Source organism: Gimesia aquarii (assembly GCF_007748175.1).
Lineage (GTDB): Bacteria > Planctomycetota > Planctomycetia > Planctomycetales > Planctomycetaceae > Gimesia > Gimesia aquarii_A.
This window is the reverse complement of the sequence record NZ_CP037422.1, coordinates 1,929,838-1,945,343: the sequence shown is the minus strand read 5'-3', so window position 1 is coordinate 1,945,343 and position 15,506 is coordinate 1,929,838. Positions and strand designations below refer to the sequence as shown.

Sequence of the window (15,506 nt, the reverse complement as noted above, 5' to 3'; positions counted from 1 at the left end):
GGGGATCCGCTCCCCTCCAACTGACTTCAATCCTAATTCCCTCAAATTTGAGAGTCAACTAGATTGTGAATTTAACATGGTTTTGTACTAATTCCGTCCCACATGCGGAAAAACCGTGATGGGTACGAATCGGGAAAGGTTCTCAATTTCATTAGGATTTTTACGCGCTTGACATCATTGATGCGTTTTTTGTTATAATGAGATTTCTTCCACAAGTCTCCTTCCTTTATAAACGAGCAACATTCAGTCATGGTTGTTTCCCGGCATCGACTTTTATTTTTGCTGTTTAACTGTCTGATTGTCTTGATTGCCAGATCTTTACCTGTCTACTCGACAGAGACCTCTACAGAATCTGCCCAGTCGACAAGCATTGTTTATGAAGTTGATATTCAACCAATTTTCCAGGCACATTGTGTCAAGTGTCATAATCAGAAAACACGAAAAGCAGAATTTGACCTGAGTTCTCCTGCAAATCTACTGAAAGGTGGCGAATCGGGATCGGGATTAGTCAAGGGCAAACCAGATGAGAGCCTGTTGTTTGAATACCTGCATGATGGTCAGATGCCTCCCGAAGGTTCAAAGCCATTATCGAAACAGGAGCTCTCCAAAATACGTCAGTGGATTCTTACAGGATTGAAGTTTCAGCAGAGCCCCGAAGCACATGCGCCTGCCATACTCACTCAACACGATGTTCTCCCGATCTTGTACCGACGTTGTGTCATGTGCCATGGTCCCGAGTACCAGGAGGGAGGACTCGATGTTCGCTCCAAGACAAAAATGCTCACAGGAGGCGAAGCAGGGGCGGCAGTCATCGCAGGCAAACCAGCTGAAAGTCTGTTGGTTAAGTATATCGTCGAGAAGACCTGTCCGCCGAAGGGAGAAATCAGTCGGGCTGGCATCGAGCCGATGACTGATGAAGAACTGGCAACGATCACCAAATGGATTCGCCAGGGGCTCTCGGAAGTGAAAGTGGAAGCTGAGGAGTTCCGCTATGAACAGGATCCATTGGTTTCAAAAGCGGATCGCCAATTCTGGTCGTTTCAACCTCCTCAGCAGGTCGACCCTCCGGCTGTGATTCATCAGTCGCTGGTTAAAAATCCAATCGATGCTTTTCTTCTTCGAAAATTAGAATCGCAGAAACTGTCTTATGCTCCGGAAGCGGATCGAAGCACGCTCATTCGTCGCGCGACATTTGTCTTAACAGGTTTACCTCCCACTCCGAGTGAAGTGCAGGAGTTCCTCGCAGATGAGAGTGAAAAGGCTTATGAGAACCTGATAGACCGTTTGTTACAGTCTCCGCGCTATGCGGAGAAATGGGGGCGATTTTGGTTGGACTTAGCCGGCTATGCCGATTCCGAAGGAAAGCGGAGTGCCGATTTGATTCGGAAATACGCTTACCGCTATCGTGATTATGTCATTCGTTCTTTCGGTGAGGATAAAGCGTATGATGTCTTTCTCACCGAGCAGTTGGCGGGTGATGAATTAGTGGATTACGCGAACCCACAAAATGCGACACCGGAAGTGATTGAAAAACTGGTGGCGACCGGTTTTTTGCGCATGGCTCCCGATGGAACTTCAGCGAATCCGGTGAACCGGGTTTCAGACCGCATGGAAGTGATTTCGGACGAACTCGATGTACTCGCTCGTGGCGTACTTGGATTGACGATGAATTGTGCGCGTTGCCACAGCCACAAATACGATCCGATTCCGCAACGAGATTATTACCGGATGATGGCAATCTTCAAGGGGGCTTACGACGAATACGACTGGATGACACCACAACCATTCAGCAATCAGTGGAAACGAGCCCGTAGCCGATTATTAACGGTGATCCCTGAGCAGGAACAAGAGGAAATCGACAAATACAATGCACCCATTGAAAAACAAATTGCGGAATTAAAAGCAAAGCTTAAAAACAAGGAGCTCTCTAAAAAAGAAAAGAAGGCGCTCGATAAAGAACTGAAAAAGCGAACCGCTTCATTGAAGACTCCCAATTTGATTCGAGCATTATGGGACCGTGGTCGTCCCTCGCCGACTTATATTTATCGTCGTGGTGATGAAAATCAGCCTACAGGCCTTGTACAGCCCGGAACGCCTTCTGCCATTGCGGATGGAATCTCGCCCTATCATATTGAGCCAATCACACAAACAACTTTCAAAACCGGGCGCAGACTGGCATTCGCCCGCTGGCTCACTCAGCCTGATCATCCATTGACTTCACGGGTGATCGTCAACCGTATCTGGAATAAACATTTTGGAAACGGAATTGTAAAGAGCCTCGATAATTTTGGTGCCTTGGGCACTCCACCCAGTCATCCGGAACTACTCGACTGGTTGGCTGTGAACTTTGTAAAAAATGGATGGAGTTTCAAACAGTTACATCGTTTGATTATGACGTCGCGTGCGTATCGCCAATCTTCGTCTATCACTTCACTCCATCAAAAACGAGATCCGGAAAACAGGCTGATTTCCCGCATGCCCTTACGTAGGCTGGAAGCAGAAGAACTGCGAGATTCGCTCATTTTTACCGCGGGACAACTTGATGAGACACCATTTGGTCCACCGGTTGATGTGGAAGTTCGTTCGGATGGTCTGGTGACTTCAAAGCGAACCGAACAGGGGTGGCGGAGAAGCGTTTATGTCAGACACCGACGAAAAGAAATGCCGACGTTTTTGGAAGTGTTTGATCTTCCACAAATGAATCCGAATTGCACGGTTCGTAAAAACTCAACCGTTGTTTCACAGCCTTTACTTCTCGTGAATAATAAAATGGTGTATGACATTGCCGCCTTGTTTGCCAAACGGGTTCAGGCGCAGGCAGGTGATGATCCGAAGAAACAGATCGATGCTGTGTATCAACTTGCATTTCAGCGCGATCCATTGCCTGAGGAGAGAAAGATTGCTCTGGCATCGTTACGTCTCTTAGGCCAAAGCAAAGAAGCAACAATGCCTCTGGTTGCCAGGAAGCCAGAAGAGGCTAAGAAGCAGAATAAAACCGCCCATAATGGCCTCTCTAATTTTTGTCACGTGTTACTGAACTCAGCCGAGTTTCTTTATATTGATTGAAAAACCATGCCTCCCTCCTCAAACCAAAATTCGATCATGGCTGCCATCTCGCGTCGAAGTTTTTTCGACCGCATGACAGATGGGCTGTATGGTGTTGCGTTGACCTCATTGATTGGTCAGCAAAACCTGATGGCTGAGAATCAGAAGCAGCATAACATACATCGAATCCCTGAATACCTGACCCCCAAACGACCTCATTTCGCACCTCGTGCAAAATCGGTCATTCATCTTTGCATGCAAGGCGGCCCCAGTCAGGTTGATTTATTTGATCCTAAGCCGGCGCTGAAAAAGTTTCATGGAAAAACGGCTCCTCGAGAATTGACCGGAAATGCGGTTTTCGAAAAAGATCGCACTGGAAAATTAATGCAAAGTCCTTTCAAGTTTCAGCAGCATGGCAAAACGGGCGCGTGGGTTTCTGAAGCGTTGCCTCACATTGCGGAAGAGGTCGATCAGCTGACGATAATTCGTTCCATGTATAACGTACATCCCAACCACGAACCGGCCATCTACAAACTGCAATCGGGGCAAACTTTTCCCGGGCACCCCGTCCTGGGCTCTTGGATTACTTATGGCCTGGGTAATGAAAATCAAAATCTACCCGCGTACGTAGTCCTGGCTGACCCCAGTAATCGCCTGCCAGTTAATAATGTGGATAACTGGATGTCGGCGTATCTTTCGCCCCTTTACCAGGGAACACGGATGAAGGCCACCGGTTCACCTTTACTGAACCTGGCACCTGATTATTCTGAGTCCGAACAGGTTGCCCGGACCAAACAGCGGTTACTCAAGCAGTTAGACCGCATGCATCAGAGTCAACGTCCTGGTCAACAGGAATTAGAAGCCAGGATTCGCAATTATGAGATGGCTGCGAACATGCAGCTGGAGGCAACACAAACGCTGGATATCTCACAAGAGACTGAGCAGACACTTTCCATGTACGGAATTAATGAGAAAGAGACTGACAATTTTGGCAGACGTTGTTTACTGGCCCGAAGGCTGGTTGAGAATGGGGTTCGGTTTGTTCAACTTTATACGCGCGGCCAAGTCTGGGATAACCATCAGAATATTCAAAAATCTCTGAGTAGTGCCTGTCGTCAAACAGACCTTCCCATTGCCGGTTTGTTGAAAGACCTCAGACAAAGGGGATTGTTAGATTCTACTCTGGTACTGTGGGGAGGAGAGTTCGGACGCTTGCCGACCGCGCAGATTGCCTCTGAATCGAAAATGCAGGTGGCGGGACGCGATCATGGTCCTTATGGTTTCTCAGCTTGGATGGCAGGCGGAGGAGTGAAACAGGGACTGGTTTATGGCAACACCGACGAAGTGGGATATGCTTCCGTAGAAAATCGAGTCAGTATCCAGGATTGGCACGCCACCATTTTGCATCTCTTAGGTATGAACCACGAAAAGCTGGTTTACGAACGTAACGGTCTGGGTGAACGGCTCACTCATCAGTTTCCGACACGTGTCGTACACGACATCATCGCGTAGCTTGGGCGATAAAGAAAGTTGAGTGGTGAAGTGCTTAATAAAGAAGTTCGCCATTGACTGACAAACTCTTTTTCTGATTTCATAATGAACTAAAAGCAGAAAGCAACAACTATTTGTAATCGGTGGGGTTACCAAACAGCCCGCCACCGCTTCCACTGGCTGGATCACCTGCATTGCCGCCCAGTAGTGGGCCTTTCCGTTTTCGTTCGTAGGCGGGTTGTGCTTCTGCTTGCTCTTCCGCAGGGGCTTCCGGTTTATCAATGAGGGCTTTCAAAGATAAGCTAATGCGCTTGCGGTTTAGATCTACTTCAAGTACCTTTGCCGATGTTTCCTGTCCCACGGTCAGGACTTCTGTCACTCTTTTGACACGACGGTGATCCAGCTCGCTGATATGAACGAGTCCTTCCAGGCCCGGTTCAAGCTCGATGAAGGCGCCAAAGTCAGTGGTGCGCGTGACCTTTCCTGTGACGGTAGAGCCTTTGGCATAACTTTCCTCTGCCGCTAACCAGGGATCCTGTTGCAATTGTTTCATTCCCAGACTGATACGATTCTTCTCGCGATCGATCTTGAGGATCTTTACATTGATCTGTTGCTGTTCACTAAGTGCATCTTTAGGGTGTTTAATACGATTCCAACTGATCTCACCGATATGCAGAAATCCATCAATGCCTCCGATGTCGACGAACGCACCATAGTTCTTGATATTCTTGACGGTTCCCGTAACTTCCTGACCAACGGCGAGTTTCTCCCAGAGTTCCTTTTGAATTTCTTCCCGTTCTGCTTCCAGGTACTTTCTGCGGCTTACGACCAAATTTCGTTTCTTAGGATTGACCTCCGTAATTTGAACGGTCAGTTTTTGCCCTACGAACGGTTCCAGGTCTGCCACAAAATAGAGGTCAGCCTGACTTGCTGGGAGGAAGCCTCTCAAGCTTCCGACATTGACTTCAAGACCGCCTTTATTTGATTTATTCACAACACATTCCACAACTTGTCCTGCAGAAACAGCATCCCAGTTTCCGGAAGGCTTATGACGTCCGCGTGGTAGGGAAAGTACAATGAGCCCTTCTGTTTCTTTGATACTGGTGATTTTGACTTCGACCTCTTGGCCAACTTCAGGAGCCTTGTCACCAAATTGTCTTAGTGGAACAATACCCGGAGTTCCCAGAGCACGAGTTCCTAAATCAATGAAGACATCATCATTGTTGATCGATTCAACTTTTCCTTTGAGCCGATCCCCTTCTGCGAGAGAATCACTTGCTTCACCAGCGGGCGTTGCCGGTTGAGGTTCTGCCGTGGCGGTTTCCTCAGTCGCTTCTGCGGCAATTTCTTCGTCAGTCAGAGTCTTTGGGAGTTCCTGTGCTCCCTGGTCAGATAAGGCCGCGGCCAGTTCTGCTTCCAGATCCTGGCCGATATCATCGACTTCGGGGGGAATATCAACGGGCTCTGCTGCTTCTGCAATCTGTAACAGAGCCGCTTCTTGAAGTTCTTGTTCACTGAGCTCTTCTGCGTCACCCTTTTCGCCATCTTTTGTTTGCTGCTGAGGTGGACCACCAGAACCAAGTGAAGGAACGGCTTTAAACTGTTCCGGGTCGACTTTAGGTTTTAATTGAACTTTACGTTCTTCTTTGGCGACTGGTTCTTTCTCTGATGTTTCAGCCTCAGTCGCTTGTTCCGGGTCGTTGTTTTCTTCTGCTGTTTGTGCAGGCTCAAGAGTCGTTTCAGGCTGCGGTTCTGTCACCGGCGTGGAGGCAGCAGCTTCGGTCGCATTCGCTTCTTCAACGATTTGATCCTTATCGCTCGGACCCTGATCTGCCGACGGATTCGTATCTGGTGTTTCTTCGCTGGCCTTGATTTCTTCAGTTGATGGTTGTTCTGAACTCATGGGAGACAAACTTTCTCGCCTTATTTACATACTTTAAAAACAGAAACGACTTGAGGTGAATGAAGTAACTCAACACGAACAGGATCTCACTTGAGCAAAAAACTTCTGATTTCCTGTCGAAAGTGGCCCAAACTATATAAAAGAGTATCACCGGCGCTACACTCCTGCAATTCGTAGAGCCTAGTTTTCCGATTTTTTAACTTTTGCTTTAACACAACGTAAACCTAATGCTGGGCTATGAGTTGTTGGACTTACTTTTCTACGAAATGCAGATCTGAGATAGTCATATCGGTCAGTCCACGCTCCGCCTCGGATCACACGCGGCGATTCTGGGGTTCCAGTCCCCCAAACTTGACCGTCTTTGGGTGCATTTTTATAGTTATCGTGCCAGGGATCTGCCACGAATTCCCAAAGGTAACCGTGCATATCATACAGTCCCCACGGGTTCGGTTTCAGAGCCCCCACCGGGGGATCATTGCCCGCTGCATTGCCTGTATGCCAGGCATATTCATCAAGAATGCGAGCGAGTTTACCCTTATCGCCTGTTTTTTGTGCTTGATCGCCAAAACTGTATTCCGTCGTCGTTCCCGCGCGGCAGCAGTATTCCCATTCGGCTTCGGTAGGCAGGCGAATTTCCTCATCGGGTCTAATTAATGATTCTTTTCGCAATAGCTGGGTTAATTTCTGGCAAAATTGATTGGCCGTACGCCAATCGAACTCTTCAGCAGAGTTGCGAGGTCCTTTCCAGCGGCTGGGATTATTGCCCATGACCGATTCATAAAGGTTTTGTGGCACTTCATACTTACCAATCCAAAAATCAGTAGTGAAAGTGACTGTGTGGACAGGTGTTTCGTTTGGCAGTCCCTTTGTAGAGCCCATTTGAAATGATTGGGGGAAGATTCCTTTGCCCGGAGTAATCGGCACCAGCTCTTTGACAAATTGTTTGAGTAAGGCAGATCGCTGTTCGTCAGCCGAAAGATCTCCTGTTCCGAATGAGAGAAGCAGTAGAACTCCAGACAGTAAAACAAAATGTCGCTTAAGACCAAGGGCAAAAAAATTGAGATGATTCATGTGCTTCACTATATGTTACCAATTTGTTAGGGTACAACTTTGAAACTGTATTTTATCAATGCGGAATGGAATTCGAAAGCAGATTCGCTGTTGATTCTTTCTTTTACCACTCGCTCTACTATGCAGTACAGATCTTATAAAAATAACGGATTCTTCAATGATTATTAAGTATATCTTGAGCTTTCCGCTGTCGTTTCGTTAATCAGGTCAGCACATGACAGAGACTTCCCCTTCGTTCCCTCGCAGTATTGATTTACTTTCTCATCAGGAATGTCAATTAGTCGTCGTTGATGTGCAGGAAAAGCTGGTGCCTGTCATTCCTATAGCGAAAGAACTTGTGTTTCGGATCAAACAATTAGCGCAAGCTGCAAATCTCTTTCAAATTCCCATCAGTAGTACCGAACAATATCCCAAAGGTTTGGGACCCACTGTTTCGGAATTGGCAGATCTACTGCCGGAACCGAAAGAAAAGGTTCGTTTCAGCGGCGCAGAATGCTTAGGTTGGGGGTCGATTACCAACACGATTGACAGTCGTGTGAAAATTGTACTGACCGGGATCGAAGCGCATATCTGTGTGCAACAGACTACTCTGGATTTGTTAGCAGCAGGCTATCGCGTTATCATTCCCATTGATGCCGTTGCCAGTCGTAACAAGCTCGATTGGAAAGTGGCGATCAAACGTATGGAAAATTCGGGTGCACAGATCACTACCACGGAATCGATTTTATTTGAGTGGTGTGAAGTTGCTGGGACGGATGAATTTAAACAGATCAGTCGTTTGGTGACTGAGAAACAGTAAGCGACTTCTACTATTGTTGTAATTAGAATAGTCAATTAATTTAAAGTTTCTACCAACCATAAAGAGTACATATAATGACAATCGAACATCATTTTCACAGTCCTATTCAACCTCCTCGCCGCACACTGATGGGGCCTGGTCCGAGTGATATTGCTGCCAGTGTACTGACCGCGATGGCGGCACCTACCGTGGGCCATCTAGATCCCTACTTTCTGAAAGTCATGGATGAGCTCCAGGAAATGTTAAGGACGCTCTTTCATACTACAAATGAACTGACGCTGGCGGTGAGTGGTACCGGGAGCGCAGGAATGGAGGCCTGTGTGGTGAACCTGATCGAGCCAGGTGACAAAATGGTTGTCTGCACGAATGGTGTATTCGGCGGCCGGATGGCTGATGTGGCCAGTCGGGTCGGAGCTGAAGTAGTTGAGATTACCCGTGAGTTCGGTGAGGTGTTTTCAGTAGAAGAGATTGCCGAAGTCGTAAAAAAAGAAAAACCCAAAGTTTTGGGAATTGTACATGCCGAAACATCGACTGGTGCCGCACAATCGCTCAAAGAACTGGCTGATGTCGTACATGATGCAGGCGCATTGCTGCTGGTCGATTGTGTGACCTCACTGGGCGGAATGCCTGTCAAAATCGATGAATGGAATATCGATGCCGCTTATAGTGGCACGCAAAAGTGCCTCAGTTGTCCTCCTGGTTTGGCTCCCGTCACATTTAGTTCACGCGCTGTTGCTGCCATGGATGCCCGTAAGACGAAGGTCTCCAGTTGGTATTTAGATATGTCGATGGTTCGTTCCTACTGGGGAGGTTCACGTGCGTATCACCATACTGCTCCCATCAATATGAACTACGGTTTGCATCAAGCGCTGCGATTGGTTCTCGAAGAAGGTATGGAAAACCGATATTCCCGGCATTATGCAAACCACTGTGCGTTGAAAGCAGGCTTGCAAGCGATGGGAATTCAGTTTGCCGTCGCGGAAGACCATCAATTACCGATGCTCAATGCGGTCAAAATTCCTGAGGGAATCGATGACGCTGCTATTCGCAGCCAGCTTTTAAATTGGTTTGGAATCGAAATTGGGGGAGGGTTAGGATCAATGAAGGGTAAAACCTGGCGGATTGGTTTAATGGGAGAAACGAGCAGGGGGTCTAACGTGCTCATGTTTCTGGCCGCACTGGATCAATGTCTGCTACATGCTGGCTACCAACTTAGTCCTGGTGCTGGTGTAGCCGCTGCAAATGATTTTTACCGTACAACAATTACAGACTAACCAGAGGATGTTGCCAACTTTGGATTTTTGATCGAAATAACGTGTTATTTTTAATGTGTTTAGGTAAGAATTCCGATTCATAAGATACGATTTTTATATGACTTGTCGTACCTTTACTGTCTGGTTATATTGGGTGTTGAGCTCAGACAGAAGTCAGATGAGTTAAAATGAGAGAATTCGAACATTCTCATGAATTTTTGTGTCGAATAAGTGGCATTCACGAAAATGATTGCCTATTATTTCCGACCACCTGCGAGGGGCCGTAGCTCAATTGGTTAGAGTACCGGACTGTCGATCCGGGGGTTGCGGGTTCAAGTCCCGTCGGCCTCGCTTGATGAAACGCTCGTTGTCAACAATGACAGCGAGCGTTTTTTTACTTACCTGGCTGTGCTAGTGATCCCAAAGTCTCCTGCCTCCAATTGAATATCGTGCCGCGCCTTTTAAAGCAAGTCTTATCAGGACAAAGAATGCGACGTTTTTATCTTTGTTAATCGCACTCTAATTTGACACAATATGGCAGCTCCATAATGTATCTCTACGACTTTTTCATTCTTAACTGAGATTGAACGCCGATGCCATATGAATTACTCATTCCGATTATACTCTTTTTTGGTATCATTGGATTTTTCTTTATTTTGATCGTCACAGTCTGCTTGTGGGAAAAGCGTCCCATCCAGCCATACTATATACCAATTGACGGAGAAGAATATACGCCCTCTGATCTGGCTGCAGAAGCTAATAATGATGCATTTAAAGCTGGCTACATTAACGGTGGATTGTTTCACTGTGGAAAAGCGAAAATGTATCGGATTCGCTGTGACTTCTGGATTTCCCCAGATTATTTAACGTTTGTCGTTGTCAGTAGTGGAACTGTCGCCAAAATTCCAGCAAACGGAATATCATTCTATTCATGGGCAGAAGAGGGGAAAATCTTGTGTACCACCAACGAAATCGGTGAGCAGGACATTTCTGGCGTTGAAGAACAAATTACCTGGCCTAATTTAAAATTTCGAGAGCTAGCACAAAAGCATAACAAACGGTTAGAGGAGACTCTAGTAAATCCTTTCTCCGCTGATTCGCCTTTGACTAATTTTTTTGAAATCAGAAGAATCAAAGTCAATGCATATGTATCACGAAAGTTTGGCTACTTCATCGATGATGAGGAAATGGTATGGCGATTTTCGTTTAAAGGTGCCCTTGCGTTTTACTTCATCACAGTTTGGGTACGTCCTCTTCGTCGTTTCTTACGATCGTTGGGGCTCGTCCGGAATTAAAGATTAAAAAGTGAAACATCAATTCTTAGGATTGCCGAACATCCTTAAGGAAACTCAACTGGATCAATTCAATAAAGATGTACTGATAGTAGTATTATCCTACAACCTACATTAAATCGTCTAAATAGAAATAGTCGATGGCAATAGAGGCGAGTATGATCGAAGGATTGCTTGGCTCTTTGGTTACAATTCGTTCGCCAGCCAAAACTTTATTCGGACGCAGTAGATTTGAGAACATCTTAATCACTAATCATGCAGCAGAGGTGTCATAATGGGTTTAACAGGCTTGATCACATTCTTGATAATTGGTGCCATCGCAGGTTGGTTAGCGGGAATCATCATGAAAGGCGGAGGCTTTGGACTGCTCGGTAACATGGTGATTGGTGTTCTCGGTGCCGTTGTGGGAGGGTTGCTCTTTGGATTACTCGGGATTGCAACGGTGGGATTTCTCGGTTCGATTGTCACCGCAACCGTTGGATCAATCTTGCTGTTGTTCATAATTGGGAATATGAAAAAACGCTGATTACCGAGAGTCATGGCTTGAAGTGTAATAGTTGATACATTTTATTGACGAGTTCCAATTGCCTGGACGACAGCCCCGATTCCGAAATGATTAGTACCCTCTATGACCTCACGCTCTAGTTCAACCAAGTGTCGGAACTTCAGCCCTACGAGCTCTTTTTCCAAGATTGCTTTGGACATCATCATTTCTTCTGTGGGCGGGCCGCCTGTTTTATGTTTGAGTTGATCGGGAGTGTAAGCTTCGAGCAGTAAAACTCCGTTACTTTTCAAGCCTTTCACTACTTTTTGATGTAGTTTCTTTCTGATGGGATCAGGAATATGACAGAAAATGGAGACGATTCCATCCCATTGATTCTCACCAGGGTCATAGTTTTCCAGGTCGGCGTGAATGAACTCAATGCAGACGTTGTTTTCATCTGCGAGTATCTTGGCCTTTTTCAAACCAACAATAGAAGCGTCAACCGCAGTCACATGGTAACCCTGTTGAGCAAGAAATACCGCATTCCGCCCTTCTCCCTCTGCCAGACAGAGGACTTTCCCCATTGGAATGATGCCGAATTGCACTTTCAGAAAGTCGTTAGGCTCTGTTCCATAGACGTAGTGTTTTGTATCAAATTTTTCATCCCACATGGGGAGCTCCAATTTAAGTAGAGGCGACGCATAGAGAACTCGTTGTTGTATGGTTCGAGACGAAATCGCATCTGAGATCTCGTTGGATTCATCTACAACAAGGCTCAAAAAATCCTAACGATCCGAACCAGTTTGTCAACAAAGTGCTCTAAACGGTCGTTGTGCCTATGAATGGTTGGTTGATCTTCACGTTGAGGAGAATCTCCAGAGATAGATTGTTACCCGGACTTAAAAAATAAATCCATTCAAGAACTGAAGCGAATTTATACCAGAGCATGATGACAAGCTCAGAGGAGAAAGTGAATATGACTGATTTCAGCGACACTCTATTTCCAGGCCATCTAAATGAGTCGTCAAGTGATCGAATAGTCTATGTTCGGCCGGCCAGCGCCATGGAAAATAAGAGTATGGTGGATATGGAATTATGGCAAATATTTGCTGCTCATCTTTAGGATCAGGATATGTTTACATTACAATATTACAGTGGCGCTTTTTGCATTTTAAAATGCGATAACCATGCATTTCACATGGCTTGAATTCAGTGGTAAACCCGTCACTCTGAATATTTTCGACCAGCTCGGAAACCGCAGAAGTCGAGATGAGTGAAACGTGAACTTGCCCCACAATGTATTCCTACATCCTAAGTATGTGAAGAGACTTCTCGTGATTTTACGAAAGTCTTCAGCGGTTGTCAAAAATTTATATCAATATCGATATTTGGTCTGGAGAAACCGATTCATGTTTTCCGAGACGATGATCATTGTAGAAGCGTCCGAGTAACGGACAATACAAAAAGCGGAGGCCAGTCAAAGTTGTGTTCTTTCCTGCTGAGGCAAGTGCCGCAGTGCAGGCCATTTCGCAAAAGCAAGGAAAAATAGTAGCACAATGTTCAAGACCGGGATCAAGACTGCAAGACTGATCCAACCGGGGAAGCCGGCTTTGGAACAGATCATCCAAAATGGAATCACGGTGAAAAATATAGAAATAAACCCGATTATGATCAATTCAAACAAGCCAGGCATTGATAGCTCTCCTCTATGTGATGTTAACTCATGAACGACTTACTGTTTTTCGCAGATCAATGGAATTTCTTGGGCAATATTCTTTAAAATTCTTAATGATCGCTAGTGCTCAAATTATTGAGCTCCCGCTGAAATGCCAACAATTTTTTTGCAAAACGGGCAACAAAATACTCTGTTAACTGAAAACCAACCTCGATTGACTTCGACTAATTTGTCTAGTTCTTTTTCACAATGGGGGCAAATAGGCTTAATGTCTTCTTTTTCAATTTTTACCATAATGACATTCCATGTTTTAAAAATATTTTTTGTGAACTTAAAATGTTATTGATATGATAACATCTCAGCTATTCTTCAAAAGTGGAAATAGAAATGTGCGTCATCAAACGGGCGTCAAATACTTCGTTAGAACTACAATCAGTTTGAATTATTGAAAGGGAGAGTGATATGATTCTACTGGCGACACGGTCCGCACCTTCCACTCTCTTTATAATCTTATTGATAACTGCGGTTGTTCTACCTCTGTCTACCATTGGTGCTCAAAATAAGACAAAAACAGAGGAAATATCCAAAACTTCAGCCCAGAAAAAAAGAAATGTCGGGAGGTCCTCTGCTGCAAGCATGGCAGTAGCCGCTGAGACTACTCAAAATGCCACATTATCTAAGAAAGAAGCTAGTCATACTTTTTTAGACGCCCCGGCTTCAGATGTACTTAAAGAACTTATTCGCGAAGTCCAGAAAAATGAGCAGTTGTATTCTGATCTGAAACTCACCATGACCAGCGTCTATGAAAAGCTACCTAAGCATGTCGACGTCAATAAACAAAATCAAAGTGAGTCAGAAATATCTATCGACTTGCAGGGGCAGAAGTTTTGTAAACATGCAAAAGTAAAGAGCCATTTTTGGGGAGCTGCCTTTTTTGGTATATCTCCAAAACCGACAGAATCTTCTAGTAGCGGAACAACGGAAACGATTAATGTGTTTGATGGAAAAACACGTCGTAGCTTTTGGAAGAGTGATACTTCCCCCACCACGATAGGCGAGCCACGACGTGTAAGAAGCAGGGGCCTGATATCAGATGAACCGCCGAGCCTGACAAATTTAGCGCGTCCGCATATGTTCCTGCTTGATAGTGGGTGTCCGAAAGTCCCCCTTTCAATCTATCTTAAAGGAATCAAGGCCATATCGGCATATCCAAATCCATCTTACTTCAGCCGTGATTGGGTTATTTCTGTGCACATTCTCGGTGATGCAGAATTTAAAGGATTACAATGTATTAAGATCTTAATCGACACGACTTTAGCAAACGGTATCCGACATAATGGGTGGGAACTTTGGCTTGCCAAGGACCGAAATCTGATTCCCGTGCGTAATTTCAGCTACACGTACCGTTGGTCGAAAGAGATGCCAATTGCGGAGTCGACTGTTGATGAATGGAAGGAGATTCGTCCTGGTGTTTGGTTTCCAATAAAAGCGCACACTGACCGCTATCATTCACGAACAGTAAAACGTGAGGGAAAACAGAAACTTTCATGGCGGATGCAGTACCACGTCAAAAGTGTCTTGCTTGATCCACCTCGAATAACACAGGATGTATTTACTAAACTGGAGTTCCCTGAGGGAACCCCCATTACTGTTCGTAATCATGGAAAAGTAAGTACTATCAAAAATGAGGATAAAAATTCAAAATAACCTTTTGCTGATCTCCTCAGAGAATTAAACCCTTTTACTTTTCGAATGAGTATTGCGAAAATGGAACCCCTGCCAGCGCAACCGAGCTTGATTCTTCAAGTCGGTTTTATTGTATTGTCTATCCTACTCGTTGCGATGTTTGCCATAGCGCTTCGATCACGGTGGGTATTCGGAATCGGTATAGTCTGGTTAGTGTTCACAGGTATTATTGGTTCGTCTGGTCTACTGAGCGTTTTTGATTCAACTCCGCCGCGAATTCTCTTGCTGCTTTTTCCGACCTTCGCGGTGACGATTGTATTGGGACTTTCGAAATGGGGAAAACACTTATCGCTCCTGCCGTTATCTTTACTGGTTGGATATCAGGCGTTTCGTATTCCCGTTGAGATTCTGATTCATCTTGCTGCAGAAGAAGGAGTGGCTCCCCCTCAAATGTCTTGGGATGGAATCAATCTGGACGTTTTATCGGGAGCATCCGCACTGCTCTTGTTTCCCTTTGTGAAGCGGATTCCTAAATGGGGTATTCTTCTCTGGAATACTCTCGCACTTTGTCTGCTTATTTGGATCGTTGGCGTCGCGGTATTGAGTTTTCCCAGTGCATTCCAGCGTCTTAAACCAGATAATATCTGGGTGACATATTTTCCTTTCGTCTGGTTGCCGACAATTGCGGTTCCCGCGGCTCTCATTGGACACATAGCCGTTTATCGGAAACTATTGAGCAGGAAAGATCAACAGACTGAGAATAAGCATTGATACAAACATTGTTTAATTTTTAAAACAGTTCTAGTC

13 protein-coding genes and 1 tRNA gene are annotated in these 15,506 nt (G+C 45.5%); 9 read left to right on the top strand and 5 right to left on the bottom strand.

Annotated elements, in window-relative coordinates:
- Positions 1-249 precede the first annotated feature (249 nt).
- Both V202x_RS07795 and V202x_RS07790 read left to right on the top strand, forming a co-directional pair.
- A complete protein-coding gene (locus tag V202x_RS07795; protein WP_145172747.1) occupies positions 250-3,066 on the top strand; it encodes a PSD1 and planctomycete cytochrome C domain-containing protein in 2,817 nt (938 codons plus the stop codon).
- Between the two features lie 36 nt (positions 3,067-3,102).
- Positions 3,103-4,557: a DUF1501 domain-containing protein gene (locus tag V202x_RS07790; protein WP_232098906.1), complete on the top strand. Its 1,455-nt coding sequence runs from the start codon at positions 3,103-3,105 to the stop codon at positions 4,555-4,557.
- Between the two features lie 109 nt (positions 4,558-4,666).
- Here V202x_RS07790 and V202x_RS07785 read toward each other — a convergent pair whose 3' ends face one another.
- The gene (locus tag V202x_RS07785) at positions 4,667-6,439 is read right to left on the bottom strand and encodes a 30S ribosomal protein S1 (protein WP_145172743.1); all 1,773 of its coding nucleotides are present in this window, start codon (positions 6,437-6,439) and stop codon (positions 4,667-4,669) included.
- A 180-nt stretch (positions 6,440-6,619) separates the two neighbouring features.
- Positions 6,620-7,510 (bottom strand): formylglycine-generating enzyme family protein, encoded by an 891-nt coding sequence (locus tag V202x_RS07780; protein WP_145172741.1) that lies wholly within the window; start codon positions 7,508-7,510, stop codon positions 6,620-6,622.
- 214 nt (positions 7,511-7,724) lie between these two features.
- Here V202x_RS07780 and V202x_RS07775 point away from each other — a divergent pair, with 214 nt between their 5' ends.
- From V202x_RS07775 to V202x_RS07755, 5 genes are all read left to right on the top strand, one after another.
- The gene (locus V202x_RS07775; RefSeq protein ID WP_145172739.1) at positions 7,725-8,309 is read left to right on the top strand and encodes an isochorismatase family protein; all 585 of its coding nucleotides are present in this window, start codon (positions 7,725-7,727) and stop codon (positions 8,307-8,309) included.
- A 74-nt stretch (positions 8,310-8,383) separates the two neighbouring features.
- Positions 8,384-9,583: a pyridoxal-phosphate-dependent aminotransferase family protein gene (locus tag V202x_RS07770; protein WP_145172737.1), complete on the top strand. Its 1,200-nt coding sequence runs from the start codon at positions 8,384-8,386 to the stop codon at positions 9,581-9,583.
- A 256-nt stretch (positions 9,584-9,839) separates the two neighbouring features.
- Positions 9,840-9,913: transfer RNA gene (locus tag V202x_RS07765), tRNA-Asp, on the top strand.
- Between the two features lie 242 nt (positions 9,914-10,155).
- Positions 10,156-10,857 carry a hypothetical protein gene (locus tag V202x_RS07760; protein ID WP_145172735.1) on the top strand — a complete coding sequence of 234 codons (702 nt, stop codon included), beginning with the start codon at positions 10,156-10,158 and terminating at the stop codon, positions 10,855-10,857.
- Positions 10,858-11,128: 271 nt separating this feature from the next.
- Positions 11,129-11,380, top strand: a complete 252-nt coding sequence (locus V202x_RS07755) for a GlsB/YeaQ/YmgE family stress response membrane protein (RefSeq protein WP_145172733.1) — start codon at positions 11,129-11,131, stop codon at positions 11,378-11,380.
- A 41-nt stretch (positions 11,381-11,421) separates the two neighbouring features.
- Here V202x_RS07755 and V202x_RS07750 read toward each other — a convergent pair whose 3' ends face one another.
- From V202x_RS07750 to V202x_RS27415, 3 genes are all read right to left on the bottom strand, one after another.
- Positions 11,422-12,009 carry a class I SAM-dependent methyltransferase gene (locus V202x_RS07750; protein WP_145172731.1) on the bottom strand — a complete coding sequence of 196 codons (588 nt, stop codon included), beginning with the start codon at positions 12,007-12,009 and terminating at the stop codon, positions 11,422-11,424.
- A gap of 806 nt (positions 12,010-12,815) precedes the next feature.
- Entirely contained in the window at positions 12,816-13,031 is a 216-nt protein-coding gene (locus tag V202x_RS07745; protein ID WP_145172729.1) for a hypothetical protein, read from the bottom strand.
- Positions 13,032-13,145: 114 nt separating this feature from the next.
- The gene (locus V202x_RS27415; RefSeq protein ID WP_197993281.1) at positions 13,146-13,307 is read right to left on the bottom strand and encodes a hypothetical protein; all 162 of its coding nucleotides are present in this window, start codon (positions 13,305-13,307) and stop codon (positions 13,146-13,148) included.
- A 168-nt stretch (positions 13,308-13,475) separates the two neighbouring features.
- Here V202x_RS27415 and V202x_RS07740 point away from each other — a divergent pair, with 168 nt between their 5' ends.
- Together V202x_RS07740 and V202x_RS07735 are read left to right on the top strand one after the other, a co-directional pair.
- Entirely contained in the window at positions 13,476-14,720 is a 1,245-nt protein-coding gene (locus V202x_RS07740) for a hypothetical protein (RefSeq protein WP_145172727.1), read from the top strand.
- 60 nt (positions 14,721-14,780) lie between these two features.
- Positions 14,781-15,470, top strand: coding sequence for a hypothetical protein (locus tag V202x_RS07735; RefSeq protein ID WP_145172725.1), 690 nt, complete (start codon positions 14,781-14,783; stop codon positions 15,468-15,470).
- Positions 15,471-15,506 lie beyond the last annotated feature (36 nt).

Coding starts and splice junctions, on each gene's coding strand:
- V202x_RS07795 (WP_145172747.1), top strand. CDS start 250: ATGGTTGTTTCCCGGCATCGACTTTTATTTTTGCTGTTTAACTGTCTG.
- V202x_RS07790 (WP_232098906.1), top strand. CDS start 3,103: ATGGCTGCCATCTCGCGTCGAAGTTTTTTCGACCGCATGACAGATGGG.
- V202x_RS07785 (WP_145172743.1), bottom strand. CDS start 6,439: ATGAGTTCAGAACAACCATCAACTGAAGAAATCAAGGCCAGCGAAGAA.
- V202x_RS07780 (WP_145172741.1), bottom strand. CDS start 7,510: ATGAATCATCTCAATTTTTTTGCCCTTGGTCTTAAGCGACATTTTGTT.
- V202x_RS07775 (WP_145172739.1), top strand. CDS start 7,725: ATGACAGAGACTTCCCCTTCGTTCCCTCGCAGTATTGATTTACTTTCT.
- V202x_RS07770 (WP_145172737.1), top strand. CDS start 8,384: ATGACAATCGAACATCATTTTCACAGTCCTATTCAACCTCCTCGCCGC.
- V202x_RS07760 (WP_145172735.1), top strand. CDS start 10,156: ATGCCATATGAATTACTCATTCCGATTATACTCTTTTTTGGTATCATT.
- V202x_RS07755 (WP_145172733.1), top strand. CDS start 11,129: ATGGGTTTAACAGGCTTGATCACATTCTTGATAATTGGTGCCATCGCA.
- V202x_RS07750 (WP_145172731.1), bottom strand. CDS start 12,009: ATGTGGGATGAAAAATTTGATACAAAACACTACGTCTATGGAACAGAG.
- V202x_RS07745 (WP_145172729.1), bottom strand. CDS start 13,031: ATGCCTGGCTTGTTTGAATTGATCATAATCGGGTTTATTTCTATATTT.
- V202x_RS27415 (WP_197993281.1), bottom strand. CDS start 13,307: ATGGTAAAAATTGAAAAAGAAGACATTAAGCCTATTTGCCCCCATTGT.
- V202x_RS07740 (WP_145172727.1), top strand. CDS start 13,476: ATGATTCTACTGGCGACACGGTCCGCACCTTCCACTCTCTTTATAATC.
- V202x_RS07735 (WP_145172725.1), top strand. CDS start 14,781: ATGGAACCCCTGCCAGCGCAACCGAGCTTGATTCTTCAAGTCGGTTTT.